This is a genomic window from Limnohabitans sp. Bal53 (genome assembly GCF_003063355.1).
GTDB lineage: Bacteria > Pseudomonadota > Gammaproteobacteria > Burkholderiales > Burkholderiaceae_C > Limnohabitans_A.
In genome coordinates, this window is record NZ_NESH01000005.1 from 1 (window position 1) to 14,557 (window position 14,557).

The 14,557-nt window shown below is 60.8% G+C and carries 14 protein-coding genes and 1 tRNA gene; 10 read left to right on the plus strand and 5 right to left on the minus strand.

Going from position 1 to position 14,557, the window contains the following annotated elements; translation table 11 throughout:
• Positions 1-546 precede the first annotated feature (546 nt).
• The gene (locus tag B9Z50_RS12900; protein ID WP_108364983.1) at positions 547-1,578 is read right to left on the minus strand and encodes a P1 family peptidase; all 1,032 of its coding nucleotides are present in this window, start codon (positions 1,576-1,578) and stop codon (positions 547-549) included.
• A 44-nt stretch (positions 1,579-1,622) separates the two neighbouring features.
• On the opposite strand from B9Z50_RS12900, the gene B9Z50_RS12905 reads away from it, so the two are divergent.
• The 7 genes from B9Z50_RS12905 to greB all read left to right on the plus strand — a co-directional run bounded on the left by B9Z50_RS12905 (position 1,623) and on the right by greB (position 7,586).
• Complete coding sequence (locus tag B9Z50_RS12905; protein ID WP_108364985.1) at positions 1,623-2,588, plus strand: ABC transporter permease; 966 nt, start codon at positions 1,623-1,625, stop codon at positions 2,586-2,588.
• Positions 2,578-3,423 (plus strand): ABC transporter permease, encoded by an 846-nt coding sequence (locus tag B9Z50_RS12910; protein ID WP_108364987.1) that lies wholly within the window; start codon positions 2,578-2,580, stop codon positions 3,421-3,423. Before B9Z50_RS12905 ends, B9Z50_RS12910 begins: the two co-directional genes overlap by 11 nt.
• 2 nt (positions 3,424-3,425) lie before the next feature.
• Positions 3,426-4,430 (plus strand): ABC transporter ATP-binding protein, encoded by a 1,005-nt coding sequence (locus B9Z50_RS12915; protein ID WP_108364989.1) that lies wholly within the window; start codon positions 3,426-3,428, stop codon positions 4,428-4,430.
• Complete coding sequence (locus tag B9Z50_RS12920) at positions 4,427-5,266, plus strand: ATP-binding cassette domain-containing protein (RefSeq protein WP_108364991.1); 840 nt, start codon at positions 4,427-4,429, stop codon at positions 5,264-5,266. Before B9Z50_RS12915 ends, B9Z50_RS12920 begins: the two co-directional genes overlap by 4 nt.
• A complete protein-coding gene (locus B9Z50_RS12925; RefSeq protein WP_108364993.1) occupies positions 5,263-6,780 on the plus strand; it encodes an ABC transporter substrate-binding protein in 1,518 nt (505 codons plus the stop codon). Before B9Z50_RS12920 ends, B9Z50_RS12925 begins: the two co-directional genes overlap by 4 nt.
• A gap of 55 nt (positions 6,781-6,835) precedes the next feature.
• Positions 6,836-6,912: transfer RNA gene (locus B9Z50_RS12930), tRNA-Arg, on the plus strand.
• Between the two features lie 119 nt (positions 6,913-7,031).
• A complete protein-coding gene (gene greB, locus B9Z50_RS12935; protein ID WP_108364995.1) occupies positions 7,032-7,586 on the plus strand; it encodes a transcription elongation factor GreB in 555 nt (184 codons plus the stop codon).
• Positions 7,587-7,625: 39 nt separating this feature from the next.
• On the opposite strand, the gene B9Z50_RS12940 is transcribed toward greB, so the two are convergent.
• From B9Z50_RS12940 to B9Z50_RS12955, 4 genes are all read right to left on the minus strand, one after another.
• Positions 7,626-9,896 (minus strand): bifunctional (p)ppGpp synthetase/guanosine-3',5'-bis(diphosphate) 3'-pyrophosphohydrolase, encoded by a 2,271-nt coding sequence (locus tag B9Z50_RS12940; protein ID WP_108365426.1) that lies wholly within the window; start codon positions 9,894-9,896, stop codon positions 7,626-7,628.
• A 109-nt stretch (positions 9,897-10,005) separates the two neighbouring features.
• Entirely contained in the window at positions 10,006-10,206 is a 201-nt protein-coding gene (rpoZ, locus tag B9Z50_RS12945; protein WP_062402588.1) for a DNA-directed RNA polymerase subunit omega, read from the minus strand.
• Positions 10,207-10,237: 31 nt separating this feature from the next.
• Positions 10,238-10,858: a guanylate kinase gene (gmk, locus tag B9Z50_RS12950; RefSeq protein WP_108364997.1), complete on the minus strand. Its 621-nt coding sequence runs from the start codon at positions 10,856-10,858 to the stop codon at positions 10,238-10,240.
• Between the two features lie 11 nt (positions 10,859-10,869).
• Entirely contained in the window at positions 10,870-11,772 is a 903-nt protein-coding gene (locus B9Z50_RS12955) for a YicC/YloC family endoribonuclease (RefSeq protein WP_108364999.1), read from the minus strand.
• Between the two features lie 184 nt (positions 11,773-11,956).
• Between B9Z50_RS12955 and rph the strand changes: the two genes are divergently transcribed.
• The 3 genes from rph to hemW are packed head-to-tail and all read left to right on the plus strand — an operon-like array spanning position 11,957 to position 14,557.
• Positions 11,957-12,715 carry a ribonuclease PH gene (gene rph / locus B9Z50_RS12960; RefSeq protein WP_108365427.1) on the plus strand — a complete coding sequence of 253 codons (759 nt, stop codon included), beginning with the start codon at positions 11,957-11,959 and terminating at the stop codon, positions 12,713-12,715.
• A 19-nt stretch (positions 12,716-12,734) separates the two neighbouring features.
• Positions 12,735-13,349 carry an RdgB/HAM1 family non-canonical purine NTP pyrophosphatase gene (rdgB, locus tag B9Z50_RS12965; protein WP_108365001.1) on the plus strand — a complete coding sequence of 205 codons (615 nt, stop codon included), beginning with the start codon at positions 12,735-12,737 and terminating at the stop codon, positions 13,347-13,349.
• Positions 13,346-14,557, plus strand: coding sequence for a radical SAM family heme chaperone HemW (hemW, locus tag B9Z50_RS12970; protein ID WP_108365003.1), 1,212 nt, complete (start codon positions 13,346-13,348; stop codon positions 14,555-14,557). The genes rdgB and hemW overlap by 4 nt, the downstream gene beginning before the upstream one ends.

A 14,557-nucleotide genomic window follows, 5' to 3' on the forward strand; every position in this document is an offset into this window, starting at 1 on the left:
ATCATTTCCATGGTGATCACCTTCTATCTCTCCTGCTGAATATTTCAGCAGGTCAGTTGAACACCCTGGTCAATTTTGAGTCGGCACTCCTAGGTTTAGATGGTCAGTTTTCGGTCGGCGGCAACACTAATGTCGCAAAATGCATGATCAAGTCCACTGCGTGACGTGCTTCGATGTCATTTCCAAGCGGGTAACGGTAAGAGTTACGGTTGATCTCGAAAGTGAAAGCAATGGGCGGTTGTTTTTCGCGCCTGTGAGTTTGGTTTGTCGACGATTGGTCTCCAACGTCATCATTGTATTTGTGATGGACTTTAAGCTGGGTTTGGGCATTGTGGTGTTTTGCATCACCCTTTTCAGGCTCTTCGTTGCACCACTTTGGACGGCGATGAAGCACTTTTTGGTCTCAAGAAGCAGCCCAGCGTGGCGTGCAATATGAATTTCATAGGTATTAATTGACCTCAAGAGTAAGTTATATTGGCTTATATTGAAACAGCATTTATTTCTAAATAAGACAAAGCTCAACAAAATAAAGGCACAAATGTGAAATCACACAAGCACGTCCAAATGCGCTGGCACAGTCCCCCAGCCTGTTGAAATAGTTCGCGCCTGCTCAATCGCATCCACCGTGGCCAGCGCCGTGGCCTCGGCGGCCATCACGGTGAGCAGCATCAGGTCCACCGGACCGGCTTCTGTACCCGTGGCCAAGGCAAATAAGGTGTCGCCATCCAGCGTGGTGTGGGCCGGGCGGATGCTGCGGGCCAGGCCGTCGTGCGCGCTCATGGCCAGGCGTTTGGCCTGGGCTTTGGTGAGCGTCGCGTTGGTGGCGACCACACCAATCGTGGTGTTGGTGCCGGGCAGGGGGCGACTGCCGCGCTCGCCCGCCAGCAAGGCGCGTTGGGTGTTCAGTAAATTTTTTCCATCGGACGTACGGGCTCCGGCCAGGACCTGACCTGTGGCCGGGTCGATCACATCGCCGACCGCGTTGCAAGCGACCAAGGCACCTACCACCCACGGCCCCACGCGCACGCTGGCATTGCCGATGCCCCCTTTCATGCAGCGATCCAAGCCAAAGAGTTTGCCCACGCAGGCCCCTGCACCGGCACCCACATTGCCAGCAGCGGGTGGGGCCGTTGTGGCTGCTTGGCAGGCGGCGTAGCCTGCATCTGCGCCGGGTCGGGCTTGAGGGTCGTCGCCCGGACGCACCACGGGCAAATCAAACAACACGGCCGCTGGGACGATGGGCACCCGGCCGTAGCCGGTTTCAAAGCCGATGCCCTGCTCATCGAGCCAGCGCACCACACCCGTGGCAGCGTCGAGCCCAAAGGCGCTGCCGCCGCTGAGCACCACGGCGTGCACTTTGTCGACCAGATTGGCCGGGTCCAGCAAATCGGTCTCGCGGGTGCCCGGGGCGGCCCCGCGCACATCCACCGCACCCACGGCACCACCGGGGGCCAGGACCACCGAGCAGCCCGTCAGCCGTTCGTTCAGAGTGAAGTGACCGACCTGCAGGCCAGGGACATCCACAATCGAGCCCGCAAGGGATTTGGAGGCGCTGTTTACAATTGTTTGAGATGCCATTGGAAACCCTGTTCATCGTTGCTCACAGACCCCAAGGATAGCGCGTGCCCCTGTTTTTTTTGAGAAGGCTGCTGAGCTTTGTGCTGACCCTGCTGGCCACATCGGTCGTGGTGTTTGCGGTGCTGGAGTTGCTGCCGGGCAATGCCGCACTGGTCATTTTGGGCGAAACGGCCACGCCCGAGTCGATTGCCGCAATGGAAGAAAAATTGGGCCTGAACCAGCCCGCGGCCACCCGTTACCTGAGCTGGATGGGCGGCATGCTCCAGGGTCAGACGGGCCTGAGCATTTCTTATGACACCCCCACCGCCCAATTGATGGCCGAGCGCATGCAGGTGACCCTGCCGCTGGCCGTGATGGCCATGGGCCTGACCGTAGCGCTGGCGCTGGCGATGGGCATTTACGCCGCTTCGCAGCAAAACAAGGCGGGCGATGTGGGCGTCATGACGCTCAGCCAACTGGGCCTGGCCTTGCCCAATTTCTGGCTGGCCATTCTTTTGATCTTGTTGTTTGCGGTGCACCTGGAGTGGGTGAGCGCGGGCGGTTTCCCAGGTTGGTCCGAGGACGATGGCGGCGGAGTGGGCGAGGGCATCAAGGCCTTGCTCTTGCCCGCCATGTCATTGGCGGCGGTGCAAACGGCTATTTTGACGCGGGTGACCCGCTCGGCCGTGCTTGACACCTTGCGCGAAGATTTTGTGCGCACGGCCCAGGCCAAAGGCCTGTCACGCCGTCAGGTGCTGTGGGGCCATGTGCTGCGCAACGCCATGATTCCGGTGCTGACGGTGATGGGCTTGCAGTTTGGCAACTTGATCACCAGCGCCATCGTGATTGAGAACGTGTTTGTGCTGCCCGGCATTGGGCGGCTGATTTTTCAGGCCATTGCCAACCGCGACCTGATCGTGGTGCGCGATGTAGTCATGTTGCTGTCGGCGCTGGTCATCCTGATCAACTTTTGCATCGACGTGCTGTATGCGTGGATCGATCCACGCTTGAAGGCGGGCCATGCGGGATAACCACACGTTTTGGCGACGGGCCTTGCGCCACCCGAGTTTGGTGGCGGGTGGAGCCATGGTGCTGCTGATGGTGCTGTGCGCGGTGCTGTCTTTGTTTTGGTCACCTTACCCGGTGGGTGACATCGACATCCCCAACAAACTGGCCTCGCCCAGCGCAGCGCATTGGCTTGGCACCGACAGCCTGGGTCGCGACATCGGTTCTTTGCTTCTGGTGGGCAGTCAAAACTCTTTGCTGGTGGGTTTTATTGCCGTTGGTATTGGCTTGGGTGTGGGTGTCCCTTTGGGCTTGCTGGCCTCGGCGCGGCGCGGCTGGGTGGAAGAGGTCATCATGCGGGCTTCGGACTTCACCTTCGCCTTTCCGGCCTTGTTGTCGGCCATCATGCTCACGGCGATTTACGGGCCGGGCTTGGTGGTGAGCATTGTGGCCATTGGCATTTTCAACATCCCGGTGTTTGCCCGCATTTCGCGGGGCGCGGCCAACGCGGTCTGGGCGCGCGACTTCACCGCAGCTGCCCGCGCTGCAGGCCAGGGCCCGCTGGCCATCACACTGACGCATGTGCTGCCCAACATCGCCAGCGTGCTGATCGTGCAAGCCACCATCCAGTTCGCCATCGCCATCTTGGCCGAGGCGGCTCTGTCTTATTTGGGTCTGGGCACGCAACCGCCGCAACCCAGTTGGGGCCGCATGCTCAACGAGGCGCAGTCGCAGATGTTCCAGGCCCCCATGCTGGCGGTGTATCCAGGCGCGGCCATCGCGTTGGCGGTGCTGGGGCTGAATTTGCTGGGCGATGGCTTGCGCGATGTGCTCGACCCCCGTTTGGCGCGACAAAGGTGAACATGAGCGATCTTTCAAGCGCCAAGCCTTTGCTGCAAGTCGATGATTTGCGCGTGAGCCTGCCCACGGCCCGGGGCTGGGCCCAGGCCCTGCGCGGCGTGTCTTGGCGCATGGAACGGGGCCAGACGGTGGGCCTGATTGGCGAGAGCGGCAGCGGCAAATCGCTCACGGCCTTGGCCCTGATGGGCTTGTTGCCCGAGCGCGCACGCGTGAGCGGGTCTATTGCGCTGCAAGGCCAAGAGCTGGTGGGTCTGGCCGAGCCACAGATGTGCCAGCTGCGCGGGGCCCGCATGGCCATGATCTTCCAGGAGCCGATGACGGCGCTCAACCCTTTGCACCCCATCTGGAAGCAGATCGCTGAGCCCTTGCGCCTGCACCAACACATGAGCGCCAGCGCCGCCAAAGCCCGCGCCCTGCAACTGCTCGAACGCGTGCAGCTGCCCCGGGCGCGTGAGCGGTTGGAGGCGTATCCCCATGAGCTGTCGGGCGGGCAACGCCAGCGCGTGATGATCTCGATCGCGCTGGCTTGCAGCCCCGACTTGCTGATTGCCGATGAGCCCACCACCGCGCTGGATGTGACGGTGCAAAAAGAGGTGCTGGCGCTCATCCAACAACTGGTGCGCGAAGACGGCATGGGCTTGCTTTTGATCAGCCACGACCTGGGCCTGATGCAGGACCAGGTGGAGCGTGTGATGGTGATGTACGGTGGGGCAGTGGTCGAAAGCGCGGCCACGCCCGAGCTGTTTGCGCACCGGGCGCACCCCTATACGCGGGGCTTGTTTGCGGCGCGTCCGCGTCTGGGCTTGGCACGCGGCACACGCTTGGCCACGATCCCCGGCAGCGTGCCCGAGTTGATGGATTTTCCGGCAGGTTGTGCGTTTGCGGATCGCTGCAGTTTGGCGGTTGACGATTGCCGCCACACACCGCCTCAAGCTGAAAGCATCGACCGCAAAACCCCTGGTGATGCGCCCCATGTGGTCAGTTGCCCGCGTTGGAGGCTGCCATGAACGCGATGCCCATATCTGCACCGCTGCTGGAGGTGAAGCACTTGGGGCGGCGCTTTGCTTTGCCCCGCGCGGGTTTGTTCCAACCTGCAGGCGCTTTGCAGGCATTGTCGGACGTGAGCTTCACCCTGCAGCCGGGCAAAAGTTTGGGCATTGTGGGCGAGTCAGGGTCGGGCAAGTCCACGCTGGCGCGGCTGGTCATGGCCTTGGATACGCCCAGTGAAGGGCAGGTGCTTTTCAAAGGTGTGGACGTGCACCAGACCCACGGGCAAGCCTTGCGTCAGTTGCGCAGCGGTTTTCAGATGGTGTTTCAGGACCCGTATGGTTCGCTGGACCCGCGCCAAAAAGTGCTGGCCATCGTGACCGAGCCGATACGTACCTTGCAACCTGTTTCGGACAGCCGATCTGAATGGCACGACAGAGCTGCGCAAGCGATGAGCGAAGTCGGCCTGAGAACGGCAGACCTGGACAAATACCCGCACGAGTTTTCGGGCGGTCAACGCCAGCGCATTGCGATTGCACGCGCCTTGATGACTCGCCCTGCCTTGATCGTGGCCGATGAGCCCGTGAGTGCGCTCGATGTGTCGGTGCAGGCCCAGGTTTTGAACCTGATGATGGACCTGCAAGACCGCTACGGCCTGAGTTATTTGTTCGTCAGCCACGATTTGGCAGTGGTCAATTTGATGTGCGACGATGTGCTGGTGTTGCAGTCAGGTCGTGTGGTTGAACAAGGATCCGCTGAGCATATTTTTAAGCAAGCCGCGCACCCTTACACTCGGGCTTTGTTGGCCGCCGTTCCAGGCCAGCCCCCTTCTTTTTTGACACAAGAGACCCCATGAAAAACAGTTCTTCCCTGACCCGCCGCTCCCTCGCTTTGACCTCAGCGGCCGTGTTGGTCGCCAGCTTGGTGGCAGCGCCTTTGCAAGCGCAAGCCCAGTCGCGCAAAGACACCGTTACGCTGGGCATGATCCTGGAGCCCACCAGCCTGGACCCGACCATGGCGCCGGCTGCCGCCATCGGTGAAGTGGTGCACTACAACATCTTGGAGGGCCTGACCAAAATCAACGTTGATGGCTCCATTACCCCCTTGCTGGCCGAGAGCTGGAAAATGGACGCCGACGGCAAGGCCTACACCTTCAAACTGCGCAAAGGCGTGAAGTTCTCCGATGGTGCGCCATTCGACGCTGCCGCTGTGAAATTCAGCTTCGAGCGGGCCAAAGACGCCAAGAGCACCAACAAGGCCAAAGGCGCAGTGTTCAACAACATCACCCACATCTCTACGCCTGATGCGCACACTGTGGTGCTGGTGCTGACCAACCCGGACGGCAATTTCTTGTTCCGCATGGGCGAGAACACCGCGGTCATCTTGCACCCGGACAGCGCGGCCAGCGCCGCTACCAAGCCCGTGGGCACAGGCCCCTACAAACTCGACAACTGGGCCAAAGGCACAGCGGTGACTCTGTCCAAGTGGGATGGCTTTCGCGACGCCGCTTCTGTCAAAGTGAAGAAAGTCACCTTCCGCTTCATCAACGATTCGGCCGCCCAAGTGGCCGCCTTGTTGGCGGGCGACATCGACGGCATGCCGCGCTTTCAGTCGCCGCAAAGCCTGGCCCAGTTCCAGAAAGACAAGCGCTTTGTGGTGGAGATGGGCAGCACGGCCGGCAAGGGCATCATGACCATCAACAACCGCAAAAAGCCGTTTGACGATGTGCGCGTGCGCCGTGCCCTGTCGCACGCGGTCGATAAAAAGGCTTTCATCGACGGTGTGTTTGAAGGCCTGGCCAAACCGATTGGCAGCCACATGGCCCCCACCGATGCGGGTTATGTGGAGTTGAGCAACACCTATGCCTACGACCCCGAAAAAGCCAAGGCCCTGCTCAAGGAAGCCGGGGTGCAAACCCCACTGAATGTGACCTTGACCTTGCCCCCTCCGCCTTACGCACGCAAGGGCGGCGAAATCTTGGCCGCGCAGCTGGCCAAGGTGGGCGTTGTGGCCAAAATTGAAAACGTCGAATGGGCGCAGTGGCTGGGCGGCACATTCAAGGGCAACTTTGATCTGACGGTGATCAACCACGTCGAGCCCTTGGACTACATGGCTTATGCCAATCCGCAGTACTACTGGGGTTACGACAGCAAGGCTTTCCGCGACTTGGCGGCCAAACACGCGGCCACCACTGGGGCCAAAGAGCGCACGCAGTTGTTTGGTGACATGCAGCGCATGATCGCCAAGGACGCCGTCAATGTGTTCTTGTTCAACGCGACCAACACAGCGGTTTACCGCAAAGGCCTCAAAGGCCTGTGGTCGAGCTCGCCGATTTTTGCAAACGACATGTCGGCAGTGTCTTGGCAATAAATTGATGGGCAGCCCGAAAGTGCCCTCAAAAGCTTGCTATAATTCGATGCATGATGCGGCTGTAGCTCAGCTGGATAGAGTACTTGGCTACGAACCAAGGGGTCGTGGGTTCGATTCCTGCCAGCCGCACCAAAAATTAGAAAGCCCACAACGCAAGTTGTGGGCTTTTTCTATTTCCGCTCGCCAAAACATCGGTCTCCAAAACATTGCCATTTTGGCGGTCCATATTTTTTGCACTTGAACACCTGAACATGAGCAAAGCCTTCACCAAAGAGTCAGACGGCGACGATGACGAAGAGTTGGGTTTGCCGGCTTTGCCTGTGGGTGCGCGCAACTACATGACGCCAGGCGGCTACGCACGCCTCAGGGCCGAGCTGTTCACCCTGATCGACGACGAGCGACCCAAAGTGGTCGAGATCGTGCATTGGGCGGCCAGCAACGGAGATCGCTCAGAAAACGGTGATTACCTGTATGGCAAAAAACGTTTGCGCGAGATCGACCGCCGCATCCGCTTTTTGACCAAGCGGCTGGAGATGGCTGAAGTGGTGGACCCTGCAGTGCACCACGGCAGCGACCAGGTGTTCTTTGGGGCCACCGTCACATACGCCGAGGCCTCAGACACAGAGCGCACCGTCACGATTTTGGGCATCGACGAGGCCGACAGTCTGCAAGGCCAAGTCAGCTGGGTCTCGCCGATTGCACGTACCTTGCTCAAGTCACGCGAAGGCGATGAACTCAAGTTGCTCACACCCGCTGGCGTGATCGACATTGAGGTGCTGAAGGTGAGCTACCCGGCCGTACGCTGATCGGTGTTGATATCGTTCAGGCGCAAGCCGGGTTGAGATCTAGCCAGGCATGTGACCTTTGTTGGTTTGGCGCTCGGCCTTGATCACCGAAGGGGTGCGTTTGAGGTGACGAAGCACCTGCTCCAGGTGCGCTGCATCGCGCACAGCGACCACGAACTTCAATTCGGCCGTGTCTTGGGGGGTCTCTTGCCCCATGTCCACATGCACGATGTCGGTTTCGCCGCTGGCCAAAGCGCCCGCAACTCGGGCCAGAACGCCTTTGCCGTTGACGACTGTGACGGTGATGGCGGTCTCGAAGCTGCGGCTCAATTCGTCCGACCATTCCACGCCAATGAAGCGTTCGCTGTCTTTGTGTTCCAGCTTGCGGGCGGTGGCGCAATCGCGGGTGTGCACGGCCAGGCCCTCGCCGCGCCCCAGATAGCCCACGATGTCGTCACCGGGCAAGGGGCGGCAGCAACGTGAATAAACGACCGATGCGTTTTCGCTGCCGTCCAAGGTGATGGCACCTTGCGAGATGGACTCGTGCGCCGTGAAGCGTTCGCGGGTCATCAGCAGCGCGTCGGGTTTTTGACCCAATTCGGACAGGAGGGCAGTCAGACGCTTGGCCACAATGGTGGCGATGCGTTTGCCCAGGCCAATGTCCATCAGCAAATCAGCTTGGTTGCGGTTGCCTGTGAAGCGTAACAATTTTTCCCACAGCGCATGGTGCGCTTCGTCGTTGGCGGGCAGCTGGTTGATGCCTTCGGCGCGCAAAGCTTGCGCCAGCAATTTTTCGCCCAGGCCCACCGACTCGGTTTGCGCCATGGTCTTGAGGTGGTGGCGTATTTTGGAGCGGGCGCGTCCAGTGCGCACAAAGCCCAGCCAGGCCGGGTTGGGGGCTGATACGGGCGCGGTGATCACCTCGACCACGTCGCCATTTTTGAGCTCGGTGCGCAGCGGCACTTGGTCGCCATTGATGCGGGCGGCCATGGCGTGGTCGCCCACCCGGCTGTGGATGGCGTAAGCAAAGTCCACCACAGTGGCGCCCCGAGGCAGGGCCATGATCTGGCTCTTGGGGGTGAACACATACACCGCATCAGGGAACAGGTCGACTTTGACGTGGTCCCAGAATTCGGCAGCGTCACGTGTTTCGGTCTGAATGTCGAGCAGCGATTGCAGCCACTGCGTGCCTAAGCGCTCGGACTGGGCGCTGGCCGACTCATGTTCTTTGTAGAGCCAGTGCGCGGCCACGCCCGATTCGGCCACCAGGTGCATGGGTTCGGTGCGCATCTGGAACTCCACGTTCACGCCCGATGGCCCCACCAGCGTGGTGTGCAGCGACTGGTAGCCGTTGACCTTGGCAATTGCGATGTGGTCCTTGAACTTGCCGGGCAGGGGTTTGTAGATTTGGTGCAACAAACCCAAAGCGGTGTAGCAATCGATGACCGAGGGCACGATGACCCGCAGGCCGTAGATGTCGGTCACCTGCGCAAAGCTCAAGTGCTTTTCATCCATCTTCTTGTAGATGGAGTAGAGCGTTTTTTCGCGGCCGCTGATGCGCACATCCATATGGGCTTGGGCAAAGACGGCCTCCACATCGGCCTGTACTTTTTGGATCAGGTCACGGCGGCGGTTGCGGGCGCGGGACACGGCCTTGGACAACACCGCGTAGCGCCAGGGCAGCAGGTGTTTGAACGACAGGTCTTGCAGCTCGCGGTAGATCTGGTTCAGGCCCAGGCGGTGTGCGATCGGGGCGTAGATTTCCTGGGTTTCGGAGGCGATGCGGCCCCACTTGCTGCGCGGCATGTCCGACATGGTGCGCATGTTGTGGGTGCGGTCGGCCAGCTTGATAAGAATGACGCGCACATCGCGGGCCATGGCCAGCAGCATCTTGCGAAAGGACTCGGCCTGGTTTTCCTCGCGGGTGTTGAATTCCAGCTTGTCCAGTTTGGTCAGACCATCGACCAGCTCAGCCACTGGTGAGCCAAAGCGCTCAATCAGCTCGATCTTGGTCACGCCGCAGTCTTCCATCGCGTCGTGCAGCAGTGCTGCCGCCAGTGCCTGGGCGTCGAGTTTCCACTCGGTGCACAAACCGGCCACCGCGATCGGGTGGGTGATATAGGGTTCACCGCTTTTGCGCATTTGGCCCAGGTGGGCTTCGTCGGCGTATTTATAGGCCCGCCGCACCATGTCGGTGTCGGTGTCGCTCAGATAGCCCAGCTGAGCCTCCAGCACGGCAAAACTGGCGGCCGCCGCATTGGCAGCCGCCGGGTCCGGCGCGTTGGGGCGACTGGAGCCAGTTTTGGGGGTTTTGGGCAGGACAGCGCTCATGACATCAATGTAACGCAAGCCTTGGCAGGCTGGAAAAAAAGCCAAAAAAAAGCCCCATGAAGGGGCATTTTCAGGTCTGGCGGAAGAGCCAGACTCGGGTTGGGGCGTTTCAGGAAACGCGCTTGAGCATCTCGATGCCCACTTTGCCAGCGGCGATTTCGCGCAAGGCGGTCACGCCAGGCTTGTTTTTGCTCTCGATGCGGGGTGTGTGACCCTGGCTCAGCATGCGGGCGCGGTACGTGGCGGCCAAAACCAGCTGAAAGCGGTTAGGGATCTGTTCCAGGCAATCTTCAACAGTGATGCGGGCCATGAGTTTTCCTTGAAAATGTCTGTGCTGGGAGTCAAGCCATCTTGAGGGCTTGAAAAGTGTCAGGCCGGGCGCGGCGCTGGACGTGGTACTTGAGACGCTGAGCGTGAACAACCGCTTTCAGGTCAAACAAAGCACGATCAAATACTTCATTGATTATAACGAAGTCGAATTCTGGGGCCTGGGCCATCTCGATGGCTGCGTTTTGCAGGCGCAGCTCAATGATTTCGGCGGTGTCTTCGCCTCGACGCTCCAGGCGCGAGCGCAACTCTTCCCAGCTGGGGGGCAAGATGAAGATCAGCACGGCGTTGGCGTACATCTTTTTGATCTGCAGCGCGCCTTGGTAGTCGATCTCCAAAATCACATCGGCGCCTTGCGCCATGCGCTCTTCAATCATCTTTTTGGAGGTGCCGTAGCGCTGTCCGTGCACATGGGCCCATTCGACAAAGGCGTCGCCCAGCACCATGGCATCAAATTCTTGCGACGAGGCAAAAAAGTACTCGCGGCCATGCTTTTCCTGGCCGCGCGGGGCGCGTGTGGTGTGCGAGACGGTGGGCTGAACGCGAGAGTCGAGTTCCATCAAGGCTTTGACCAGGCTGGATTTGCCAGCCCCGCTGGGGGCGGCGACAACAAACAGGTTTCCGGGGTAATCCATGCTGGTGCTCTTTATTCGATGTTTTGAACTTGTTCGCGCATTTGCTCGATCAGCACCTTCATGTCCACCGAGATGCGGGTCATCTCCAGCACGGCCGATTTGGAGCCCAGCGTGTTGGCTTCGCGGTGCAGTTCCTGAATCAGGAAGTCCAAGCGCTTGCCAATGTCGCCGCCCTTGGTGAGCAGGCGCGAGAGTTCGTCCAGGTGCGAGCGCAAACGGGTCAGCTCTTCGGCCACGTCGATGCGGATGGCAAATGCGGTGGCTTCGGTAAGAGCCCGGTCTTGCGCGGCTTCGGGCAAGTGGCTGCCATCGGCCAAAGCCATGGCGTCTTTCCATCGCTCCAAAAAGCGCTGGCGCTGTTGCTCGACCAGTTGCGGCACCAGCGGCACGGCCTGCTCGGCCAAGCCGCGCAGCTGCTCAATGTGGCCTTGCAGCATATCGGTCAGGCGGGCGCCTTCGCGGGCGCGGGCTTCGCGCAGCGCGTCCACCGCTTGGGTGGCCAGTTGCATCCAGGCGGCTTCGTCGGGCGCTGCTTGGCCCGAGTGGCCCGCCGTCATGCGCAGCACATCGGCCACGCTCAAGGACCGGGCTTCGGGTAACCAGTCTTGGATCTTGTCTTGCAGGGCCGCGATTTTTTGCAGGGCTTGGTGGTTGGGCGCTTGGAGGGCAGCGCCGTCGCCTGCGTCCTGGCTGGCGCGCACTTCCACTTTGCCCCGTTTGATCTGGCGTGTGATCAGCTCGCGCAGGCCAGGTTCAAGCTGGCGCAGCTCTTCGGGCAGGCGAAAACTCAGGTCCAGAAAACGGCTGTTGACCGAGCGGATCTCCAACCCCAGCCGGGCTGTATGGGCCGCAATGGCAGGGGTTTCACCGTCTGCGGCCAGCGGGCTGTGCTGCACGCTGGCGTATCCGGTCATACTGTAAACTGGCATGGATCAAGTTCCTTGTGACAGCGCTTGGCCCGATTGGCCATGATGCGCTGCTGATGCCCAGCTTGGCTGAGCATGAAACGAGGCATTATCTCAAACTCTTGTGTCCGCCCCGCCCGCTGTCTGCCGTGTGCACGGCCAGGACTCAGGGGTCAACCCATTCAGCGCCACCATGAACACCACCAGCTCCTACAGCCGAACCGGTCGCTCCGCCGACGCCCTGCGCCCTGTGCGCATCACCCGCGGTTACACCGTGCACGCCGAAGGTTCGGTTTTGATCGAGTTTGGCCAGACCCGCGTGCTGTGCACCGCCTCGGTCGAAGAGAAGGTGCCGGGCCACAAAAAAGGCAGCGGCGAAGGCTGGGTCACGGCCGAATACGGCATGTTGCCCCGCGCCACGCACACCCGGGGCGACCGCGAAGCAGCACGCGGCAAACAAAGCGGCCGCACGCAAGAGATTCAGCGCTTGATTGGCCGCTCGCTGCGCGCTGTGTTTGACCTGAAAAAGCTGGGCGAGCGCACGATCCACCTCGATTGCGACGTGCTGCAAGCCGACGGCGGCACCCGCACCGCCAGCATCACGGGCGCTTTTGTGGCGGCGCAAGACGCCGTCAACTGGCTCATGACCACGGGCAAACTGAGCGAGTCGCCCATCATCGACCGTGTGGCCGCCATCTCGGTGGGTCTGAAAAGCGGCACCGCTTTGCTGGACTTGGACTATCCCGAAGACTCGGCCTGCGACACCGACATGAACGTGGTCATGACCGGCGCGGGCAACTTTGTGGAAGTGCAGGGCACGGCCGAAGGCGTGGCTTTTACCCGCGTCGAGATGGACCGCATGCTGGCGCTGGCCGAAAAAGGCATTGCGCAGTTGGTGCAGCTGCAAAAGCAGGCGCACGACGAGCCTCAAACCCTGACCTTCAGCGCTTGAAGCGCGGGCGATCTGGTCCATGAAAATCGTCCTCGCCTCCAACAATGCGGGCAAATTGGCCGAGTTGCAAACCCTGTTTGCGCCGCTGGGCATGACGCTGGTGCGCCAGTCCGAGCTGAACATCCCCGAGGCGGCAGAGCCCTTCAAAACCTTCGTTGAAAACGCTTTGGCCAAAGCCCGTCACGCCGCTCAATTGAGCGGCATGCCCGCGCTGGCCGATGACGCGGGCCTGTGTGTGGACGCATTTGGCGGCCAGCCCGGCGTGGACACGGCTTACTACGCCACCCGATTTGGCTACCCCAAGGGCGACGACACCAACGTCACCGCTTTGCTGGAACAGATGCAGGGCATGGCCAACCGCCGCGCCGCCATGGTCAGCACCTTGGTGGCCGTGCGCAGCGCCGACGATCCGGAGCCGCTGATCGCGGTGGGCCGGGTCGTGGTGCAGATCACGCCCGAGCGCCGGGGCAGCAATGGTTTTGGTTTTGACCCGGTCATGTTTTTGCCCGAATTTGGCAAGACCTTTGCCGAGTTGCCCCCTGAGGTGAAAAACGCCAACAGCCACCGGGGCCGCGCCGCGCAAGCCATGCTGGCGCTGATGCGCGAACGCTGGCTGGACAGCGCCGCGCCATGAACCCCATGATGGACCCGGTGCACGCCATGCGCCCAGGCGTACTGCAACTGAATGCTCTGCCGCCCCTGTCGCTGTATGTGCACCTGCCTTGGTGCATCAAAAAATGCCCGTATTGCGACTTCAACTCGCATGAATTCCGCGAAGGCGCTGACCCGGTGTCGACGCAAGACGCCTACATCAACGCACTCTTTGCCGACCTTGAAGCCAGCCTGCCCCTGATTTGGGGCCGCAGCATCCAGACGGTGTTTTTGGGCGGCGGCACGCCCAGTTTGTTTTCGCCCGAAGCGATTGACCGTTTGATTTCGGGCATCCGCGCCCGCGTGCGCTTGGCACCGGACGCCGAAATCACCATGGAAGCCAACCCCGGCACCTTTGAGAAAGACCGTTTCAAGGCCTTCCACCAAGCGGGCATCACCCGTTTGTCGATCGGCGTGCAAAGCTTTGACAACACGCACCTGAAAGCTTTGGGCCGCGTGCACGACCGTGACCAGGCCTTGGCCGCTGTCACCGAAGCCGCTCAGGTGTTTGACACCTTCAACCTCGACCTGATGTACGCCTTGCCGGGCCAGACGCTCGAAGGCCTCAGCCAAGACATCCAGACCGCGCTGGCTTTTGCGCCGCCGCACATCTCGATCTACCACCTGACGATCGAGCCCAACACGGTGTTCGCCAAGTTTCCGCCCACTCTGCCCGAAGACGATCTGGCCTACGAGATGATGGACCGCATGACTGAGCTCACTGGGTTGGCGGGGCTGAACCGCTACGAAGTGTCGGCTTATGCCAAGCCGGGACATCCATGCGCCCACAACCTGAACTACTGGCAGTTTGGGGACTATCTGGGCATTGGCGCCGGGGCGCACAGCAAGCTCAGTTTTGCGCACCGCGTGCTGCGGCAAGTGCGTTACCGGGAACCTGCGCTGTACATGCAGCAGGCCATGAAGGGCGAGCCCGTCACGCAAAGCACCGAGGTCTCGCGCCAAGATTTGCCTTTTGAATTCATGCTCAACGCACTGCGTTTGCGTGATGGCTTTGCTTTGGCTGATTTTGTGGACCGCACGGGCTTGGCCATGACCAGCATCCAAAAGGGTCTGGCGGAGGCTGAAAAACTGGGCCTGATCGGGCGTGACCTGCACCGGGTCTGGCCGACAGACAGGGGTTTTGATTTTTTGAGTGACCTGCAGGCGCTGTTTTTGGCCGAAGCACCGTGA

What these genes read in the sequence shown, in the direction of transcription:
- B9Z50_RS12900 (WP_108364983.1), bottom strand. Translation starts at nt 1,578, where the DNA reads ATGGCATCTCAAACAATTGTAAACAGCGCCTCCAAATCCCTTGCGGGC.
- B9Z50_RS12910 (WP_108364987.1), top strand. Translation starts at nt 2,578, where the DNA reads ATGCGGGATAACCACACGTTTTGGCGACGGGCCTTGCGCCACCCGAGT.
- B9Z50_RS12915 (WP_108364989.1), top strand. Translation starts at nt 3,426, where the DNA reads ATGAGCGATCTTTCAAGCGCCAAGCCTTTGCTGCAAGTCGATGATTTG.
- B9Z50_RS12920 (WP_108364991.1), top strand. Translation starts at nt 4,427, where the DNA reads ATGAACGCGATGCCCATATCTGCACCGCTGCTGGAGGTGAAGCACTTG.
- B9Z50_RS12925 (WP_108364993.1), top strand. Translation starts at nt 5,263, where the DNA reads ATGAAAAACAGTTCTTCCCTGACCCGCCGCTCCCTCGCTTTGACCTCA.
- greB (WP_108364995.1), top strand. Translation starts at nt 7,032, where the DNA reads ATGAGCAAAGCCTTCACCAAAGAGTCAGACGGCGACGATGACGAAGAG.
- B9Z50_RS12940 (WP_108365426.1), bottom strand. Translation starts at nt 9,896, where the DNA reads ATGAGCGCTGTCCTGCCCAAAACCCCCAAAACTGGCTCCAGTCGCCCC.
- rpoZ (WP_062402588.1), bottom strand. Translation starts at nt 10,206, where the DNA reads ATGGCCCGCATCACTGTTGAAGATTGCCTGGAACAGATCCCTAACCGC.
- gmk (WP_108364997.1), bottom strand. Translation starts at nt 10,858, where the DNA reads ATGGATTACCCCGGAAACCTGTTTGTTGTCGCCGCCCCCAGCGGGGCT.
- B9Z50_RS12955 (WP_108364999.1), bottom strand. Translation starts at nt 11,772, where the DNA reads ATGACCGGATACGCCAGCGTGCAGCACAGCCCGCTGGCCGCAGACGGT.
- rph (WP_108365427.1), top strand. Translation starts at nt 11,957, where the DNA reads ATGAACACCACCAGCTCCTACAGCCGAACCGGTCGCTCCGCCGACGCC.
- rdgB (WP_108365001.1), top strand. Translation starts at nt 12,735, where the DNA reads ATGAAAATCGTCCTCGCCTCCAACAATGCGGGCAAATTGGCCGAGTTG.
- hemW (WP_108365003.1), top strand. Translation starts at nt 13,346, where the DNA reads ATGAACCCCATGATGGACCCGGTGCACGCCATGCGCCCAGGCGTACTG.